This is a genomic window from Lacicoccus qingdaonensis, from assembly GCF_900101075.1.
Taxonomy (GTDB): domain Bacteria; phylum Bacillota; class Bacilli; order Staphylococcales; family Salinicoccaceae; genus Lacicoccus; species Lacicoccus qingdaonensis.
The window spans coordinates 43,126-59,733 of the sequence record NZ_FNFY01000015.1; the positions used below are offsets into that span (position 1 = coordinate 43,126).

Genomic DNA, 16,608 nt, shown 5'->3' on the forward strand with positions numbered 1-16,608 from the left:
ATATCATTTACTGGTTATTGATTAAAAGTGAATTTTAATCTGCATGAAGAAATTTTAAGATAAAACCTCATTTAATATGCAAATTTCATATATCAAGTTTAATTCATATATTAAAGTGTATATAAAAGTAAATTGGAAGTTAAAACAGGGGGTATCGATATGGGAGAGTTTATATTCACCGTCTTATCCGCAGCATTCTTCATGTTTTTGGTGGCCTGGTATTCATATCTCAAGACAAGAAACACCATCAGTGATTCGACAGGCTACTTTCTCGCAGGCCGGGGCCTGACGGGGGGCTTCATTGCAGGTTCGCTCATACTGACCAACCTATCCGCTGAACAGTTGATCGGTCTGAACGGTCAGGCCTACAGCAGCAATATGACGAATATGGCCTGGGAAGTTACGGCGGGGTTCTCCGTCATCGTTTTGGCTTTGATTCTGCTGCCGCGCTACCTCGGCGGTTCATTCACAACCCTTCCCGAATTCATCAACGACCGTTTTGACCAGGGCACGCGCATCCTGGTCGTACTTTTATTCATGCTCGGATACGGACTTGTGACCATACCGTCGGTCCTGTACTCCGGTGCAATTGCAGTGCTCCAGCTGTTTGATGTGCCGGCGGCGCTCGGCATCACCTTCGAGCAGTCCATGTGGCTTACGGTCTGGATCATCGGCATCATCGGATCCTGTTATGCGATCTTCGGTGGCCTGAAGGCCGTTGCGATTTCGGATACGCTGAACGGCATCGGACTCTTCATCATTGGACTCATCGTTCCCGTGCTCGGCTTCATCGCCCTCGGGGACGGCAATATGCTGGACGGGATGAGGACGATCACACTTGAAAGTCCGGAGAAGCTGAACTCCATCGGTTCGAGCGATGACGGAGTGCCGTTTGGGACGATTTTTACGGGTATGATTTTCGCGAACCTCTTCTACTGGGGAACGAACCAGTATGCCATACAGCGTACACTCGGGGCCCAGAGCCTCGCAGAAGGTCAGAAAGGTGCCTTGATCACCGGGTTTCTGAAGATTCTCGTCCCTTTTATGATGATGATTCCAGGCATCATCGCCTTTCATCTGTATGGGCCGGGATTTGAGACGATGGATCTGGCATACCCTGCGCTGATTTCGGATTTGCTCCCGACATTCCTGAGCGGATTTTTTCTGGCTGTCCTGCTCGGTGCGGTCTTCTCAAGTTTCAATTCACTGCTCAACAGTGCCGCAACGATGTTTGCTTATGACATCTACAAAGTGCTGATTAATAAAAGGGCGACGGACCGTCAGATGATTCGCATCAGTCAATGGTTCGGCGTGGTTCTGTCGCTGGTCACTTTCTTCATTGCCCCGCTGCTGCTCAATGCACCTGAAGGGCTATGGACGGTCATACGTGAGTTCACCGGGTTCTTTAACATACCGATCATAGCAATCGTGCTCGTTGGTATATTTTCAAAATACATCCCGCCTATCGGCCCAAAAGTCGCAATCATCGTCCACGTCATCAGCTATTACATGTTGATGTGGGGCATGCCGATGTTTGTCAATATCGAAGTGCCAATCAACTTCATTCACATACAGGGTATACTGTTCGCGGTCGCAGTCATCATCATGTTGACGGCAGGATTCATCCGACCGCTGTCGGAACCCTTCAGATTCAGGCCGGATGCATCTGTCAGCATGGTGCCATGGAAGTACGCCATTCCCGTCACCATCATACTGTCCAGTGGGATGGTGTTCACATTTATGTTATTCTCCACAATAGGACTTGCAAGTCCTGACAATATCGTATCCGGCTGGTTCCTGCCCATCGCTGCAGGGTTGATCATCGTCACCATCCTCCTGTACATTGTAGCGCTGAAATCATGGAACAGGAAATACCAGGACTTCATCACCGGAGCTTAGCAAATAATCGACAGCGGAGCTCCAGCGTTATTAATATCAAATTTAGTCATTATAATAGATTAATAATGAACCCGGAAACTTAATTGTTTTCGGGGTTCATTTCGTTTATTTTATTAATGTTTGAAAAATGTAAATTTGGAAAAACTAATAATGAAAGTATATATAATTTGCATATTTTTAAACTGAAACTTGAGGAGGTGAATAAAATGCCTGATAGAAAAAGAGTGTGGTTCGAAGAAAGCGGCAACAGACTGGACCCTGCACTGATCGAGTTGTTGCGTAGCAACCGCAGAACTTTCCTGAAGGATACGAATACTGATGAAATTCCCGTGATCATCAAATATAAACGGGGATGTAATCAAAGTGAGAAAGATGATCTTGTGCAGGCTTGTAATACAGATTCACACAATCATCTTGAAGAGGAAATCCGCCTCATCAACAGTGTGAAAGGTCATCTGACACCAGAAAAGATCAAGGAAATCAGGAACCACGAAGCAATCGAGCGGATTTATTATGACCGGCCTGTCCAGGCTTTTCTCGATATCGCAGACCCCGGCACCGGTGCCGAAGCTGTCAGAGAAGCCCGGGATCTCAGCGGCAAAGGCGTGACAATCGCTGTGCTTGATACCGGCATATACCCCCATGACGATTTAACGACTCCGGAAAACCGCATAATAGCGTTTCACGATCTGATCAACGGAGAGACGGAGCCATATGATGACAATGGACACGGCACACACTGTGCCGGTGATGCAGCAGGTAACGGCGCACTGTCAGATGGTAAATATAAAGGACCCGCACCGGAAGCAGACATCATCGGCGTAAAAGTGCTGGATGAATCCGGCGGAGGCAGCCTGTCCACCATTATCGAAGGGATTGAATGGTGTCTGGATAATCAGGAAACACATGATATAAAAATCATTTCCCTTTCACTCGGCGCTTCTGCCCTCGAGTCGTTCAGAGATGATCCTTTGTCCATTGCGGCACAGGAAGCCTGGCACAGCGGAATGGTTGTCTGTGCAGCCGCAGGTAACAGCGGCCCTTCCCCGTCTACCATCGGCACACCCGCAATAAATCCTTTCATCATTACAGTCGGAGCCTCCCATGATCAAAACACAGTGGACCGTGCTGATGATGAAATCGCAGAATTCTCGAGCAGAGGACCCACGATTGACGAATTCGTAAAGCCTGATATTTACGCACCCGGCACAGACATCATTTCATTGCTCTCACCGGGTTCAGCGGCAGAAACACAATATGCAGAACAGGTCGTGGATGAAAATTATATCCAGATGTCCGGTACTTCAATGGCAACACCGATATGTGCCGGTATAATCGCATTAATGCTTGAAGCCAGTCCGGATTTAAGCCCGAATGATATAAAAAGTATATTACAGATGACAGGAGAACCCCTTTTCGAAGATCCCTGGGGTTATATCGAAGCAGAAAACGCTGTGGATAGTGCCATCAGCTACGCTGAAAACTTACAAAAAGCAGCTTCGAGTCATTGATTCTGGTTTAAGAATAAAAAGGTGTCCCCCGTTCAATTGATCGGCGGACACCTTTTTTAATATAAATCAATAATTAAATTTATCAATTCCAAATATCAGTGGAAGTATATAATAAAGGATTCCAAAATCAGGCTTTTATAGAACTGTAAAATATAGTAAAATGTCAACTGAAGCCGTAATCATAATTACATATAAAATTGGGAGGTGTAATTTATCCGCAAGGGTATTACAACAGCTGTATCATTTATACTGCTTTCCTTCATTATCATCGGCGGTGCTTTTTTATTCATCTTTATGGGAAATAATGACCCCGGCGGGGAAAATGAGGCCCATGCCCAGCTTTCTGCACCTAACGACGCAAAGCAGGACGTAGATCCCGAAACAGATGATATCATCGATTTTGATTCCACAATGGCAAGAAAAAAGAATGAGGAAATTTCCTTAAGCTTTGAAAATGAAGTCGATGAACCGAATGAAGAAGTGACCGAAAAGGTGTCCGACAATATCCACAGAATGACGCATTAAAAAGTCAGGGCCGAACACAAATGGGGGCACTTGAGAATCACAGATGAAAGAATTGATGAAATGATTTCATTGTTAGAGCAGTATGATGTACCTGACAGAACGTTTTTGCATGAAGAAATGCTGAACTGGAAAAACGGGGATTACTCAAATTCCGTCGAAATCCATAACGTATTGACGCAGCCAAGCGATTACTCGGTAAGGATAGGGAAAGCATACGGACTGATACAGCCAGGTGAAGAGCAGCGCTTTATCGAAGAAACATATCAGGAATCCGACGACGTACCGCAGGAAGAATACGCAGGATACCAGGAAATACAGCGAAGAATTGAAGCACAGAGCAGACTTTAAAGACGCCCAAATCGGGACGTCTTTTTTGTATACTGTAGATTCCAGTTCTGCACTTACGTCTCAATCTTTCTGTTTTATTCAATCTGAGAATGGAGATTTTCCTTTATTGAAACAGGGTAAATATAAACGGGTGATAATATGAGCGAACGTTATGAAATCGAGAAGAAATGGGCACGGGAAAAGTATAAGGTGATGATGCACAGTCAGAAGCATTATAATCTGATAAGGGAAGTATTGAAGAAGGATGTGGATATGGAAGAGCTGACCAACCTGATTGAAGAAGCATACGAAGTTAAACCGACAAAAGGATCAATGGAAAATGCTTATAACCACATATGGGGATATTTCAAGAAAATATGTACAGAAAAAGAGCGGGAAGCGTCAAAACAGATGAAGGCCGGTTTTATGAATGACGAATTAAACCGTGAGGAGCTGTTGAAGTTTATTTCACATTTAGCTGACAAGTATAAGGTTGAGTATCTTCAAAATTCATCGATACTGCATTCGAATCATCGGCAGAATAAAATGAATGGATGACGGAATCGATCCGTCATTCATTTTCACTTCAACCATTCAGGTACGGTGAGGGTTGTAAACCCTGAGACTGCTGACTGAAGACAATCCATGGTGCTGCTGATAGACACATCATCCTTATTCAATAATGCAGGGCCGTAGTGTACAAACTTGCCGGAATTGGTCATTATTTTACATGTATCCTTTTGAATATATGATTCTATGAACGGATTGATCATACACAGACAGCTGTCTGTAATGATTTCTGCGCCAAATCGTTTGATTTCATCTATATAACCCAATTTTTCCGCAGCATCATATGCATACCGGTTCGTCGTCAATATCAATTTCACATCAAGATGTATTTCCTTGTCCATCACAAATTCATTGATCTGTTTAAACTCGTCCAATGACAATTGCGGACTGCCCATCAGAATAAAATCCAATCGATCATTGTCAGCCGGTTTTAATTTTTGCCATGTCTCAGACAATTCTTCTTTAGTAATATGCCATACTTCAGATGGTTTCCTGTTTCCAAAGGCTGCTTCAACGGAGGGTGCCTCGGGCGTAACGCCGACGATATGGAACATGCCCACGGCACCGCTTGTTGCCAGTGCCGCCCCGAAAGCTTTCAGGTCGTCATGATCCGGTTCGTGGTTCAGCCCTTCCATGACCGGTACACCTTTACCCGCCCTGTGCCCGACCAGATATCCCAGAATCGGATAGAGGAACGAATCAATATGTTCTATATCATGCAGTCTGATGTGAATGGTTCCAAGCCTTTCCTCATCAAGATGATAACCCGAAAGCGGCGCCCTGCCTGTTAGCGCGATGCACAAATCCATAAAATCACCGTATCTGTTCGATCTTGCCCCGATGACACTGTTGGCAAACACGACAGCATTGGATTCAGCCCATGCGATATGTTCACCAAATTCCGGTGCACCCGGCAGCTGGTAAGGCGTACAGGCGTATGTCGGCTGAACACCCATCTTTTCATATTCCAGGGTGACCTGATTGCCCTTCTCTTCAAAGCCTGCATCCAGACCGGCCGCATTATAACGTCTTTTATCTATGGATATGGCATTCATCGTCGTCGGCACGCTGACCTGGCTGCCGTCCTTTGCCATTTCACGTGGGAATAGTATACTTGCTTCACCATTATAGGCACACCCGTCTATATGTGCCTTTGAAACATCAATCAGCTGCACTGCACCCTGCATCTCCGCCATTCTTAATATTATTTTCATCGCTTTTTTCTTCGTTTCACCAAATTTTCCCGACAGCAGATCCTGGTCATAACGCGACAGCTCAATTTCAGTCATCCTGATCACCTTCCATGAAATGAACTGTGACATCATTGTCACTGATATTGATATATTCCGCATTGATAAGATGTGAAAAATCTTCATCATCCAAAACAACCACAGGAATCCCTTCCGTAAATATTTCATCAGCGACGATACCGCCGAGTGTAATGATTTCATCAGCAGCTTTCAATATTATGCCGTTCGGTCCGTTTTCGCTTAATATCGCTTCCAACAGTACGACGCTCCCCGTACAAGACCCACGCCCTTCCGGTAAAACCATAATCTTTCCTTTTACATCCACATCATATAAATCATGATATCTGTCTATCACTTTTCCTTCGGACGGGTCAAAACCACCCCAAAAACTGAGCGGCATATTTGATGTGATGGCTTTTCCTTCAGCTCTGCCTTCAACGATTGTTTTTCCTTTAAAACTTTTTTCACAGGTCATTCTGTTCATATTCATCACCATGATTTCACAAATTTAAATGATTGAATTTTCTTACATTTTATATATTTAAAACTATATAGGACTGACTGTAATATTTCAAAATATTTATCAATAAAAGCCGCTTCAGCTTAGTTTAAAATCACTTTCAAATCCATTTGTAAAAGCCCCGGACATCCTTTATACTTTGAAACATAAATTGAGAAAATGCTCAAATAATTACAAAGGGGAGGATTATCAATGGCTCAAAAATCGAAATTCAAAGATCCCGGGCTGATTTTGACTGTTGTGGTTTTTATCTATTCGGTGTTCGTCTGGGCATGGTGGCCGACCGATATTCACATCGCGGGTGTGTCACTGGTCGCCTGGCTGATGTTCATCGGAATATTCATCTGGTTCGCTCTGGCGGTCATTTATGTTGTGTGGGTTGAGAAAATAGAAGGAAAACAAAAAAATGAAACAAGGGGGTAACAGTTCATGCAGGTAACTGAAGGAATTATTGTTCTGGCCTATCTGGTCTTGATGACATTTATCGGTATTTATTTTTATAGAAGGGCACGACACAGTGAAAGTGACTACTTCACTGCAGGACAGAGTATCAATACATTTGTCGGCGCATTTGCAGTTTTCGCAGCGATCGCCAGTTCCAGTTCATTGATGGGTGCGGTCGGTTCGGGCGTCACACTTGGGCTGCCGTATTACTTTACATACGCATTCGGTGTGCTGGCAGCGCTTCCGCTTGCCATGTTTCTCATTTCCGGACAGGTTCGCCGTTCCGGAGTAAAAAGTATGCCTGAATTCTTTTATCAGAGGTTTGGTAAATCTGTACAGATTTTAGCAGCAATCATTGTCGTCGTTGCGATGACATTTTACATGGTGCCGCAATTGACGGCAGCCGGTCTGATTGGGTCGCACGTGCTCGGTATCAATTACGGCACAGCAACTATCGTACTCGGTCTCGGTTTTACTTTATATGCGGCACTCGGCGGTATGTGGGCAATCACTTATACAGACCTGATCCAGGGTGCCATCATGCTGATCGGTGTCATCATACTCGCCGTTGTCATTTTCGCCGACTTCGGCAGTATCGGCAACCTTTTGGACAGCGCCCTGGCTGCAGACCCGGAATTCGGTGATGTAACACAGCCGTGGATGTCCTACTTCGGCATATTCATCGCTTTCATGTGGTTTGCCATCATCTCACCTTCGGTAGTCATGCGTAACTTCGCCTCGAGAGATGCACGTACAGCAAGACGTTCCGGCATGTGGGGGACATTGATCTACATCCTCCTGTTCCTTGCAGGTTTCTTCATCACAGCAGCAGGGGTGACTATGGATATCGTCGGCACACTCGATAACACCGATATGATTTTCATCACAGTGGTTGAAACATATCTGCCTGCGATACTGGGCGGCATCCTGCTCGCAGGACTGCTTGCCGCGATCATGTCATCTGCCGATGCGATGCTGCTGGCCATTTCCGCCGGTGTCGCACATGATATTTATAAAACACATATCAATAAGGCAGCCAGTGAACGCTTTGTCACACTGCTCGGGTTGATTACGATGTTCGTCGCTGTCATCATCGGTATTGCAATCGCACTCAATCCACCGGGCATCATCGCAGTCATGGTCGGCTGGGTCGGCGGCTTCCTATTGTCGTCATTCGGCTTTCCATTTGTGCTTGGAATCTGGTGGAAACGTGTCAACAAAATCGGCGCATTCTCCGGCATACTGACCGGTGCGGCACTTTTCGCCATACTCGCATCACTGCAAATATTGCCGACCAACGCAGAACCGATCATCGCAGCACCCGCTTCCCTGATCGTCATGATCATAGTCAGTCTGATGACGCCGCCGCCGTCTGAAGAACAGCAGGCTAAAGTGGATATGTATCATTCGCACCTCGAGCAGTAGGTGACTGAAGAAAAGGAATGGCTGAGTCTATGAAAATCAAACGAATCGGCAATGAAATACTCGGTATGGACGAGCTGCATCATGCCATATACAAAAGTATGGGCCTGAAAACGCGGTTTGACTGGAATATCGATGCACGGCATATAAAAGAAAATATCAGGGATGTAGAGCTTAAATACCATCCGTTCTGGATGGTTAAAACATTGCTCGTAGCAGCACGCCCGCCCTTTCCGCCGAGAAAACTTCCTAGGATGCTGTTCATCGATGCAGTATCCGGCTATCGGGGGCTGTTTTCACACGTCCCGCCCGTCAGTGAATCAGATATCGAAACAGAAAACCTCGTCCAGCCGGTCATCAAAGATGAAACAGAAACAGATCGCTACATCAAAGACGTGCAGGAGAAACAGATCAACCGTTCTTATATATTGAAAAAACCGGAACATGAAGTTTTGGAAAAAGAACTCGTGTATCTGCCCATCTGGACCGGAACGGTACAAAGCGATTTCGTAAACATAACATTCCATATCAATGCCAACACCGGCGAATCCGAAAAATTCCTCGCCGACAGATGGCAAAATGGAAAAGATCTGCTGACATGATTGGATCGGAGTCACAATTTGATGTGGCTCCTTTTTTATATACCGAAGCAAATTTATCCAGTAAAAAAGGCATGATTATCCATTGAAAGATTATCGTGAAATCTTTATTATAAATTTCCTGTTTGATGTACAAAAAGCTGCGAAAAATGACGGTATACTCGTAAATTCAAAGTATGATAATTTCCGGGAAGAACTTGGCTATTTCCAAAGTGAATATAACGTAGAATTCGAGAACTCAGAAGGCAGTGAGAGGTTGATCAGTTTAATGTATGCAGTGAGGACATACTTGAATATTGAATGGAAAGAGATATATGAGAAGTTGTAAATATTCAAAAACAGGAGCAATCCCCCTTTATAAGAAAATGCTCCTGTTTCTTAATTACAGTTTACTTAGTTGTGTAATTCAACAATGCTTCTATTCCTGCTGAAATTGCTTTTTCCGAGAAGATAATTTTTGCATTATGCAATCCGAGAACACTTCTCTCTTCTCCTTCAATTTTCGTTCCAACTCTGAATAATGCACCATCGATTTCTTCCAGATAGAACGCAAAATCTTCTGAGCCCATTGAAGGCTGGGCCAGTTCTTCCATCAGTTCGGCTGGACTGGAATTTACAAAATTATTAACTGTTTCCTGATTATTGATCACAGGCGGACAGTAATTTGAAAAAGTAACATCACACTGTGCATCTGACATATCGGTTATATTGTTGATATACTCCTCTATCAACCGGGTCGCTATATTCAACGATTCTTTGGAGAAGCTCCTGATTGTTCCGCTGAATTTACATGAGTCACTGATCACATTGGATTTAGTACCGCCATTAATTGTCCCAACTGTAATCACCAGGGGATTGACAGGATTATTATATCTGGAAACTATAGTTTGGATAAAACCAATTACATTGGATGAAAGAAATACCGGATCTGCAGTTGTATGTGGATGCGCAGCATGACCGCCACTCGCTTTAATTTCCACATCGAAACTCATCGCACCTGCCATCATATCTCCTGTACGGTATCCTACCTTGCCTTCTTCAAGAAAAGGCCATGTATGATAGGCAATAATTTCATCAATTTTTATATCCAGTTTTTTTAACTCTTTTAATATATATTGCGCACCTTCCATAATTTCCTCGGCGGGTTGAAAGATGACTACAACATTATAATTCAAGTTTTCTTTTAGATCAGATACAATTTTGCAATATCCATATAAAATGCTTGTATGAATATCATGACCACATGCATGCATCACGCCTTCATTTTGAGATGAATACTCCAAGCCTGTATTTTCAATGATAGGCAAAGCATCAATGTCGGCTCTTATCGCCAAAGTTTTAAGAGATTTATCTTTCTCTATATAACCTATCAGACCAGTTTTTTCTTTCAGATGGAAAAATTCAAAAGCAGTATCTTGTAGTCCATCCGCAATATTTTTGGTCGTTTCAAATTCCTCAAAGCTTAACTCAGGATTTTCATGCATATTTCTTCTGAACGTGATGATGTGATCAATGTTTTCCTGGATCAATTTTTTACTCACCTAAATCCTCCTTACCCATTTCCACTATTTCATTATATCTTTCTTCTCCCCATGTTTCGACACCTAGCTCATCTCTCACACTCTGAGTCTGTTCCTCAAAAGCTTCAAGATCTGGTTCTATAATTGTTGTGCCGTTGTCTTCCAAAGTCTGAAGCGTTTCTTCCTCTTCTTCTTCCAGTAGTTGTGTGGTGACTTCTTCAGCTTCCAGAGCAGCATCATAGAAAACTTCTCGGTCCTCTTCTGATAATGACTCAAAGAATTCATTATTTACAGTAATAAATGCCGGTTTATACATATGGTTCGTAAGTGAAATATCACTTTGAATCTCCATAAACCCACCCGCAACAATCGTTTCTAAAGGGTTTTCCTGAGCTGTGACAATCCCGGTATCTATTGCACTGTATAGTTCACCAAAGTCGACAGGGGTAGGGCTTGCACCCAAAGCTCTGAATGTCTCCACATAATAATCTCTTTGAGGTGCTCTGATCTTAAGCCCAGCCATGTCTTCCGGGGTTTCTATTTCAACATTCGATGAAACTATTCTTGGTCCTCTAGGTAAGATACCGATATTAATCAGGCCCTGATTCTCTCTCATTTGATCTTCCCACTCCTGACCAATATCAGATTCGAGCACATTTTTCCAATGTTCATTACTATCCATCAAATAAGGGAGTGATAGCATTTCTATTTCCATTAAACCTGGATCACCACTTGACATCATTTCGATTGACCCCATCATCACCTGTTCCATCTGTTCTACTGTAGCTCCGAGCTGATTTCCCGGAAAAATGTTAATATTATACTCAGTTTCTTCTTCTATGATTTCTTCAAACCTAAGCATTCCATCAAATGCCGGCTCACCGGGATTAGCCCATGTACTGAAGGAAACATCATACTCACCACTGCCTGGAGCTTCACTTTCTACTTCGCTATTTCCATTGCATCCTGCTAAAGTAACAATAGAAGTAAGTAAAAGTAATATGCTTTTTTTCATATCAATTACCCCTAACTAATATAATTTCTCAACACTCTCGCATATATTATTCACTATATGGTCAATAGCCTTTTCTCCTATATCTGCACTTGGTTTGAAGGTGGTGGAATATATTCCGTCTTCAGATATGTCGCTCATATCCAAATATACATCCACGTTTATCCCATCAATATTGACCTGATTAAGATTCAAGATTTCCATACCATCTTTGCTTACTTTCTTTTTTTCAATGACTTCTTTTGTAGTATCTACATAGTCTCCATATAAATATCTCATTATTGAAGTCAATGGTTCTGCACCATGACCAGAAGGATCTTGATCGGTTGGGTATAAAGACTTTTTTTGATTCGGTGTGAATGTTTGCCATAAATTAAATGTGTGTACTTTGAGGTCAGTAATTGTTTCTTTTAATTCTCTGACAGCAGTAGTTATTGAACTCTTATTACCTGCATGACCATTTAAAAATACTATTTTATACTGCCCATGATCTACAAGATTCTCAATAACATCTTTTACTATTCGTGTGACCGTTTCTTCTCTTAATGAAATTGTACCTGGAAACGATTTAAAATAACCAGAATTACCAAAAGGGATCGTCGGAATATACAGGTTGTCAGTCTTTTTTGCAACCTTTTCAGCAATGTGTGTTGCTGCCAGGAAGTCACCATTAATAGAATGACTGCCGTGCTGTTCCATAGAACCCATAGGAATATAAATAACCTTGTCTTCAGTAAATGCTTTCTCTATCTCTTTCCAAGTCATATAGTGTAATCCAAATTTTTCCACCTAATACACTCCTCTTTTAGTTAATAAACCATTCAATAAGAATTAATGAAATTCCCGGAATAAATCCGACAAGTAATGAAGTTGCGAGTAGCGGAACATACATTGGTGCAACTTCTTTCAGTAAAGGTACATAACTTACTTTTGCAATATCGGCAACAATATAAAGCAGAACACCCACTGGTGGCGAAGCACCGCCAATAGTCAGTGTCAGAACCATCAGTACACCAAACTGTACAGGATCCATGCCTACTTCGATCATGATTGGTGTCAATATCGGCGCAAATACAACGATCCCTTCACTAGGTAACATGAATAATCCGATGATAAGGAGGAATATAATTATCATAGTCACAATCAAATACTGATTTGTTGTTATGCTGAAAATGAAATCACCTATCACTGCTGAAAGTCCTGAACGGGTGATTACCCAAGCAAAGACAGAAGCAGCCGCAATAATCAGCAGAATTTTTGCCGATTCAAATGTTGATTCTTTAAGTATTCCCCACAATTCTTTAATAGAAGCAGATCGATAAATAAATAGCACGACTATTAAAGCATATACCAGAGCAATACCTGCCGATTCAGTTGCTGTAAAAAAACCTGACACAATACCGACGACAATAATTATCGGTAACAGTAAAGCAAATACACCTTTATACATAGCGGTACCACGCTGTTTAAAAGTGGCTTTCGGATCTCTTGGATAATCTCTTTTTTTAGAAATGAAGTACGTATAAATCATTAACGATAAAGAAACTAAAATACCAGGAATAATACCTGCTATAAGTAATGGTCCAATTGGTGTCCCGCTGACTACACCAAAAATAATTAAAGTTATGCTTGGCGGTATAATCGGACCTACAATAGATGATGTTGCTGTAATTGCTGCAGCAAATTTCTTATCGTATCCTTCCTTCTCCATTGCGGGAATAAGTACTTTACCAAGTGCAATTGTATCCGCTGTAGCTGAACCCGATAAGCCGGCAAATATTGTACTGGATATGATATTAACCTGTGCAAGACCACCTTTAAAATGGCCAACCAGTGTTTTTGCAATATCAATAATTTTGTCGGTTATTCCGCCTGTATTCATAATGGCACCAAGGAACAGGAAAAATGGAATTGCAAGTAGTGTGAATGAATCCACTCCTCCAACCATACTCTGAGCAACCATGCTTAGATCATAACCTGCGAACACGATATACAACATAGATGCGATACCGATTGAGAAAGCAACTGGTACACCTAATATGAGCAAAATGATCATAATTAATATGACTAGTGTGATTAACATTACTTATCCCCCTTCCATTCCTTCATTTTGAGAAACTGATTATAAATTATTGCAACAATCATCAATATCGACCCTGCAACAACTGAACCCCTCCAAAATGAATATGGTATATCCAGTGCAGGACTGGTGTTGTAACCTGCTACTCTTAACAGGTCAATCGAAAAAACAACTAGTACAATTAAAAATGCCAGAACAATAAATGCTGAAAAGGTTTTTAAAAAATTTGTCATTTTTGGCCCTGTATATTCATAGATGAAATCTACAAACAACTGTTTATCTTTAAAAGAAACTACTCCTGCCCCTAAAAATACCATCCAAATTAAAGCAAATCGTGCAAGTTCATCACTCCAAATCAATGGAGAACCAACAACATACCTAAAAAAGACTCCAGCAACTGTTGTAAACATAATAATGATCAATAAAATTGAACATAAAACTAGAACTGCGTTATAAAAAGCTTTCATTCGGACACCTCCTAATATTCATAATCAATATGGTATTGCCAGATGTCAGTGTTGACATAATATTCTACGTATTCTACAAGCTTATGTTCTGTGTCGTGAGTAAGACGCTCAATCTTCAGGATGGCTTTATTTTCTTCAACATGCAGATTATTGCTGACGATTTTGTCGGCATTCACTGCTTTTAACCTTTCGTTTGAAAATTGAAAAACAGTATCTGTTTTCTTTTGTATCCAACTCCGTAAATTGTTTACATCATAAAACTCTTCATTTGTGATATTTTTTACCAGGGATTTTGGGTAGTGCGTTCTGATAAAAAATACAGGTTCCCCTTTAAACTTTCTGACTCTCAATACTTTAATCAGAGGATCATTTTCTTCTTGTTGTATAATCTTCGCTATTTCAGAGTCAAGTACAGTGGACACTTCCATCGTAGCGGTTTCAATTTTGTCCCAGTTTCCTCCGAAATACTTAGAAAATCCTCCCTTGAAACTGATTGTTTCGTTCACACGTGTGTTGGATACAACTATACTGCCTTTTCTTGGAGTTCTTTTGATGTATCCTTCATTCTGTAATCTTTTTAAAGCATCCCTTACAGGTGAACGGCTGACTGAAAATGACTCCATCAGGTTCTTTTCCGTTGGTATCCTTTCACCTTCCTTATAATATCCGTTGTGAATCTGGTTCAATAAAGTTTCGTATACCTTATCCGTTAGTTTCATTACATCAAATCACCCTTTTGTTATAACAATTAATAATATAAAAATAGACTATACTAAAGTTTTGCAATTGTCAATATTGTCTGAGAATTTTTAATATGTTAATAGCATTTCTAATAATTTTTGTATATTTACAATCCATTAGTTACAAGAATCAATTGAATTATTGGATTGAAACAATGAATGAGAATGTCACAGTATATGATGGAGTATATATTGCTAGCTGATAGATTTAGATGCTATTATTCCTAACTATCTAGGACGCTATGAATGGAGAAATAATCAGATTGATATCTCCCTTGAAGATTTAAAAATGGAATTAGGGAATTACTTTGATCCGGAATCCGAATATTTTTTGACCCCATTGTTACGACTAAAGAATATGTAAAGGTTGAGTCCAGTTTAGCAGCTACAGAGGCGTGAAATAGAGGTCTCAAGTCATTCTCCTTTGACTTCTGAAGTAATATTGTGACCATCGAGCAAGGCGGCACGGTCCTTTCACTCGAACTGGTCAAGAAGAACACGCTGACGGATATCTATTATAAAAAAACTCATGAGTCCTTCACCGACTTCATCAATAACAATCATATCGACTCACTGCATGGCCAGGCAAAAGAACTTGGATTGGATCCCTCACATTATTTCTCTGTGTCCGTGTTCAAGATAAAAGCCGGTCAGGATCTGCAGGCATTGGAATTGAACATCCATCGTCTTGTATCCTTCATCAAGAAAAGCTTTCCAAACCTGAGCTTGCTGGTCTATGGGTTTCATAACAAAGTGAACCTGTTGATATCCACCCCTCACCTCTCTGACCAGGAAAGGATGTCTGAAAAACTGGATGACCTCATGAAGAAATGGCAGCAGAATAATGGCGAGACGTTTGCGGCAGGTGTCGGCTCGACCTACAGGGGTATTGGAAATATAGCGAACAGTTACGATGAAGCCCAAAAAGCATTGGAATATCTGATAAACCGCAATGACTCTGCGATCATCCATTATGAAGAGATTGGCGTCAACCGTCTGTTTGTACACCAGCAGCCCCAGGAAATCGAGTTTTTCCTGGAAGAGACACTGGCTCCTTTGAAGTCTGACAAAGATAATAATGATCTGGAGGAAACATTGGTCAGTTACATCCAGCTGAACAAATCAGCTGTGGATACAGCGAAGAAACTTCATATTCATATTAATACACTTTATAACCGGTTAAGGAAAATTGAAGAACTTTTAGAAGTCAGTTTCCAGGATCCGGAAGATAATTTGAAAATACAGTTGGCTTGTCATTTGAGGAGTTCGTATAAGCCGTTGTAGATTTTAAAGGTAAGCGTCAAATAAACTCCGTCTGGATTCAGATTGGGAGCATTTGACGCTTACATAATATAGAGAGATTGATCAATTTTGATTTTTTAATTGAATCAATTTCATAATTGCTCTTTTTAAAAATACAAAGACCTACAGAATTCCTAAAATGTATTTTAAAAAACAGAAATCATGCAGCTTGTTGCTGAATGAATTGAGCATCGATGCGGTCTGCAGCCAACTTGGATGCATTGTAAACAAGTGTCACCATGTCAAAATGAATTTTTGCGCGTTTTCCGGTACGATATCGAACATTGTTCAGTTGAAAGAATTCCTTAAGGTATGCATTGACTCTTTCTACCGCAGTACGGCGTTTGAAAATGTTTTTCCATGCTAGAGACCCACGGGCTGGTGCGGAATATTTCCTGAGATCTGTTGTTATTTTCATTT

At 41.5% G+C, this 16,608-nt stretch carries 18 protein-coding genes and 1 pseudogene; 10 read left to right on the top strand and 9 right to left on the bottom strand.

All coding sequences use genetic code 11. The features are described 5' to 3' along the window. Nucleotides 1-159: 159 nt before the first annotated feature. The 5 genes and pseudogenes from BLR15_RS08960 to BLR15_RS08980 all read left to right on the top strand — a co-directional run bounded on the left by BLR15_RS08960 (nucleotide 160) and on the right by BLR15_RS08980 (nucleotide 4,820). Nucleotides 160-1,899: a solute:sodium symporter family transporter gene (locus BLR15_RS08960; protein WP_092986727.1), complete on the top strand. Its 1,740-nt coding sequence runs from the start codon at nucleotides 160-162 to the stop codon at nucleotides 1,897-1,899. A 206-nt stretch (nucleotides 1,900-2,105) separates the two neighbouring features. Then, nucleotides 2,106-3,410, top strand: coding sequence for a S8 family peptidase (locus tag BLR15_RS08965; RefSeq protein WP_092986729.1), 1,305 nt, complete (start codon nucleotides 2,106-2,108; stop codon nucleotides 3,408-3,410). Between the two features lie 294 nt (nucleotides 3,411-3,704). Further along, complete coding sequence (locus BLR15_RS08970; protein WP_092986731.1) at nucleotides 3,705-3,935, top strand: hypothetical protein; 231 nt, start codon at nucleotides 3,705-3,707, stop codon at nucleotides 3,933-3,935. Nucleotides 3,936-3,947: 12 nt separating this feature from the next. Then, a pseudogene (locus BLR15_RS08975) lies at nucleotides 3,948-4,283 on the top strand (DUF6241 domain-containing protein); the annotation flags it as partial. Between the two features lie 138 nt (nucleotides 4,284-4,421). Beyond that, nucleotides 4,422-4,820: a YbgA family protein gene (locus BLR15_RS08980; protein ID WP_092986735.1), complete on the top strand. Its 399-nt coding sequence runs from the start codon at nucleotides 4,422-4,424 to the stop codon at nucleotides 4,818-4,820. Nucleotides 4,821-4,843: 23 nt separating this feature from the next. On the opposite strand, the gene BLR15_RS08985 is transcribed toward BLR15_RS08980, so the two are convergent. After that, a complete protein-coding gene (locus tag BLR15_RS08985) occupies nucleotides 4,844-6,121 on the bottom strand; it encodes an aconitase X (RefSeq protein ID WP_176754115.1) in 1,278 nt (425 codons plus the stop codon). After that, entirely contained in the window at nucleotides 6,114-6,557 is a 444-nt protein-coding gene (locus BLR15_RS08990; RefSeq protein ID WP_176754116.1) for an aconitase X swivel domain-containing protein, read from the bottom strand. Before BLR15_RS08990 ends, BLR15_RS08985 begins: the two co-directional genes overlap by 8 nt. Nucleotides 6,558-6,794: 237 nt before the next feature. Here BLR15_RS08990 and BLR15_RS08995 point away from each other — a divergent pair, with 237 nt between their 5' ends. The 4 genes from BLR15_RS08995 to BLR15_RS09010 all read left to right on the top strand — a co-directional run bounded on the left by BLR15_RS08995 (nucleotide 6,795) and on the right by BLR15_RS09010 (nucleotide 9,395). Next, nucleotides 6,795-7,025 carry a hypothetical protein gene (locus tag BLR15_RS08995; protein WP_092986741.1) on the top strand — a complete coding sequence of 77 codons (231 nt, stop codon included), beginning with the start codon at nucleotides 6,795-6,797 and terminating at the stop codon, nucleotides 7,023-7,025. A 6-nt stretch (nucleotides 7,026-7,031) separates the two neighbouring features. Beyond that, nucleotides 7,032-8,471 carry a sodium:solute symporter family protein gene (locus tag BLR15_RS09000; RefSeq protein ID WP_092986743.1) on the top strand — a complete coding sequence of 480 codons (1,440 nt, stop codon included), beginning with the start codon at nucleotides 7,032-7,034 and terminating at the stop codon, nucleotides 8,469-8,471. A gap of 29 nt (nucleotides 8,472-8,500) precedes the next feature. Continuing rightward, nucleotides 8,501-9,070, top strand: coding sequence for a hypothetical protein (locus BLR15_RS09005; RefSeq protein ID WP_245696716.1), 570 nt, complete (start codon nucleotides 8,501-8,503; stop codon nucleotides 9,068-9,070). An 82-nt stretch (nucleotides 9,071-9,152) separates the two neighbouring features. Further along, nucleotides 9,153-9,395 (top strand): hypothetical protein, encoded by a 243-nt coding sequence (locus tag BLR15_RS09010; RefSeq protein WP_092986747.1) that lies wholly within the window; start codon nucleotides 9,153-9,155, stop codon nucleotides 9,393-9,395. A 61-nt stretch (nucleotides 9,396-9,456) separates the two neighbouring features. Here the strand turns inward: BLR15_RS09010 and BLR15_RS09015 are convergent, their stop codons facing one another. The 6 genes from BLR15_RS09015 to BLR15_RS09040 are packed head-to-tail and all read right to left on the bottom strand — an operon-like array spanning nucleotide 9,457 to nucleotide 14,865. Continuing rightward, on the bottom strand, nucleotides 9,457-10,608 hold the full coding sequence (locus BLR15_RS09015) for a M20 metallopeptidase family protein (protein ID WP_092986749.1): 1,152 nt from the start codon (nucleotides 10,606-10,608) through the stop codon (nucleotides 9,457-9,459). Next, complete coding sequence (locus tag BLR15_RS09020; protein WP_092986751.1) at nucleotides 10,601-11,602, bottom strand: TRAP transporter substrate-binding protein; 1,002 nt, start codon at nucleotides 11,600-11,602, stop codon at nucleotides 10,601-10,603. Before BLR15_RS09020 ends, BLR15_RS09015 begins: the two co-directional genes overlap by 8 nt. Nucleotides 11,603-11,617: 15 nt before the next feature. Beyond that, nucleotides 11,618-12,388 (bottom strand): creatininase family protein, encoded by a 771-nt coding sequence (locus tag BLR15_RS09025; RefSeq protein WP_092986753.1) that lies wholly within the window; start codon nucleotides 12,386-12,388, stop codon nucleotides 11,618-11,620. Nucleotides 12,389-12,404: 16 nt separating this feature from the next. After that, a complete protein-coding gene (locus BLR15_RS09030; protein WP_092986755.1) occupies nucleotides 12,405-13,682 on the bottom strand; it encodes a TRAP transporter large permease in 1,278 nt (425 codons plus the stop codon). Next, on the bottom strand, nucleotides 13,682-14,146 hold the full coding sequence (locus BLR15_RS09035; protein WP_092986757.1) for a TRAP transporter small permease: 465 nt from the start codon (nucleotides 14,144-14,146) through the stop codon (nucleotides 13,682-13,684). Before BLR15_RS09035 ends, BLR15_RS09030 begins: the two co-directional genes overlap by 1 nt. Before the next feature lie 11 nt (nucleotides 14,147-14,157). After that, entirely contained in the window at nucleotides 14,158-14,865 is a 708-nt protein-coding gene (locus tag BLR15_RS09040) for a GntR family transcriptional regulator (protein WP_092986759.1), read from the bottom strand. A gap of 465 nt (nucleotides 14,866-15,330) precedes the next feature. On the opposite strand from BLR15_RS09040, the gene BLR15_RS09045 reads away from it, so the two are divergent. Beyond that, entirely contained in the window at nucleotides 15,331-16,170 is an 840-nt protein-coding gene (locus BLR15_RS09045) for a PucR family transcriptional regulator (RefSeq protein ID WP_092986761.1), read from the top strand. Between the two features lie 178 nt (nucleotides 16,171-16,348). On the opposite strand, the gene BLR15_RS09050 is transcribed toward BLR15_RS09045, so the two are convergent. Beyond that, on the bottom strand, nucleotides 16,349-16,608 hold a 260-nt coding region (locus tag BLR15_RS09050), incomplete at its 5' end, for a transposase (RefSeq protein ID WP_143003951.1).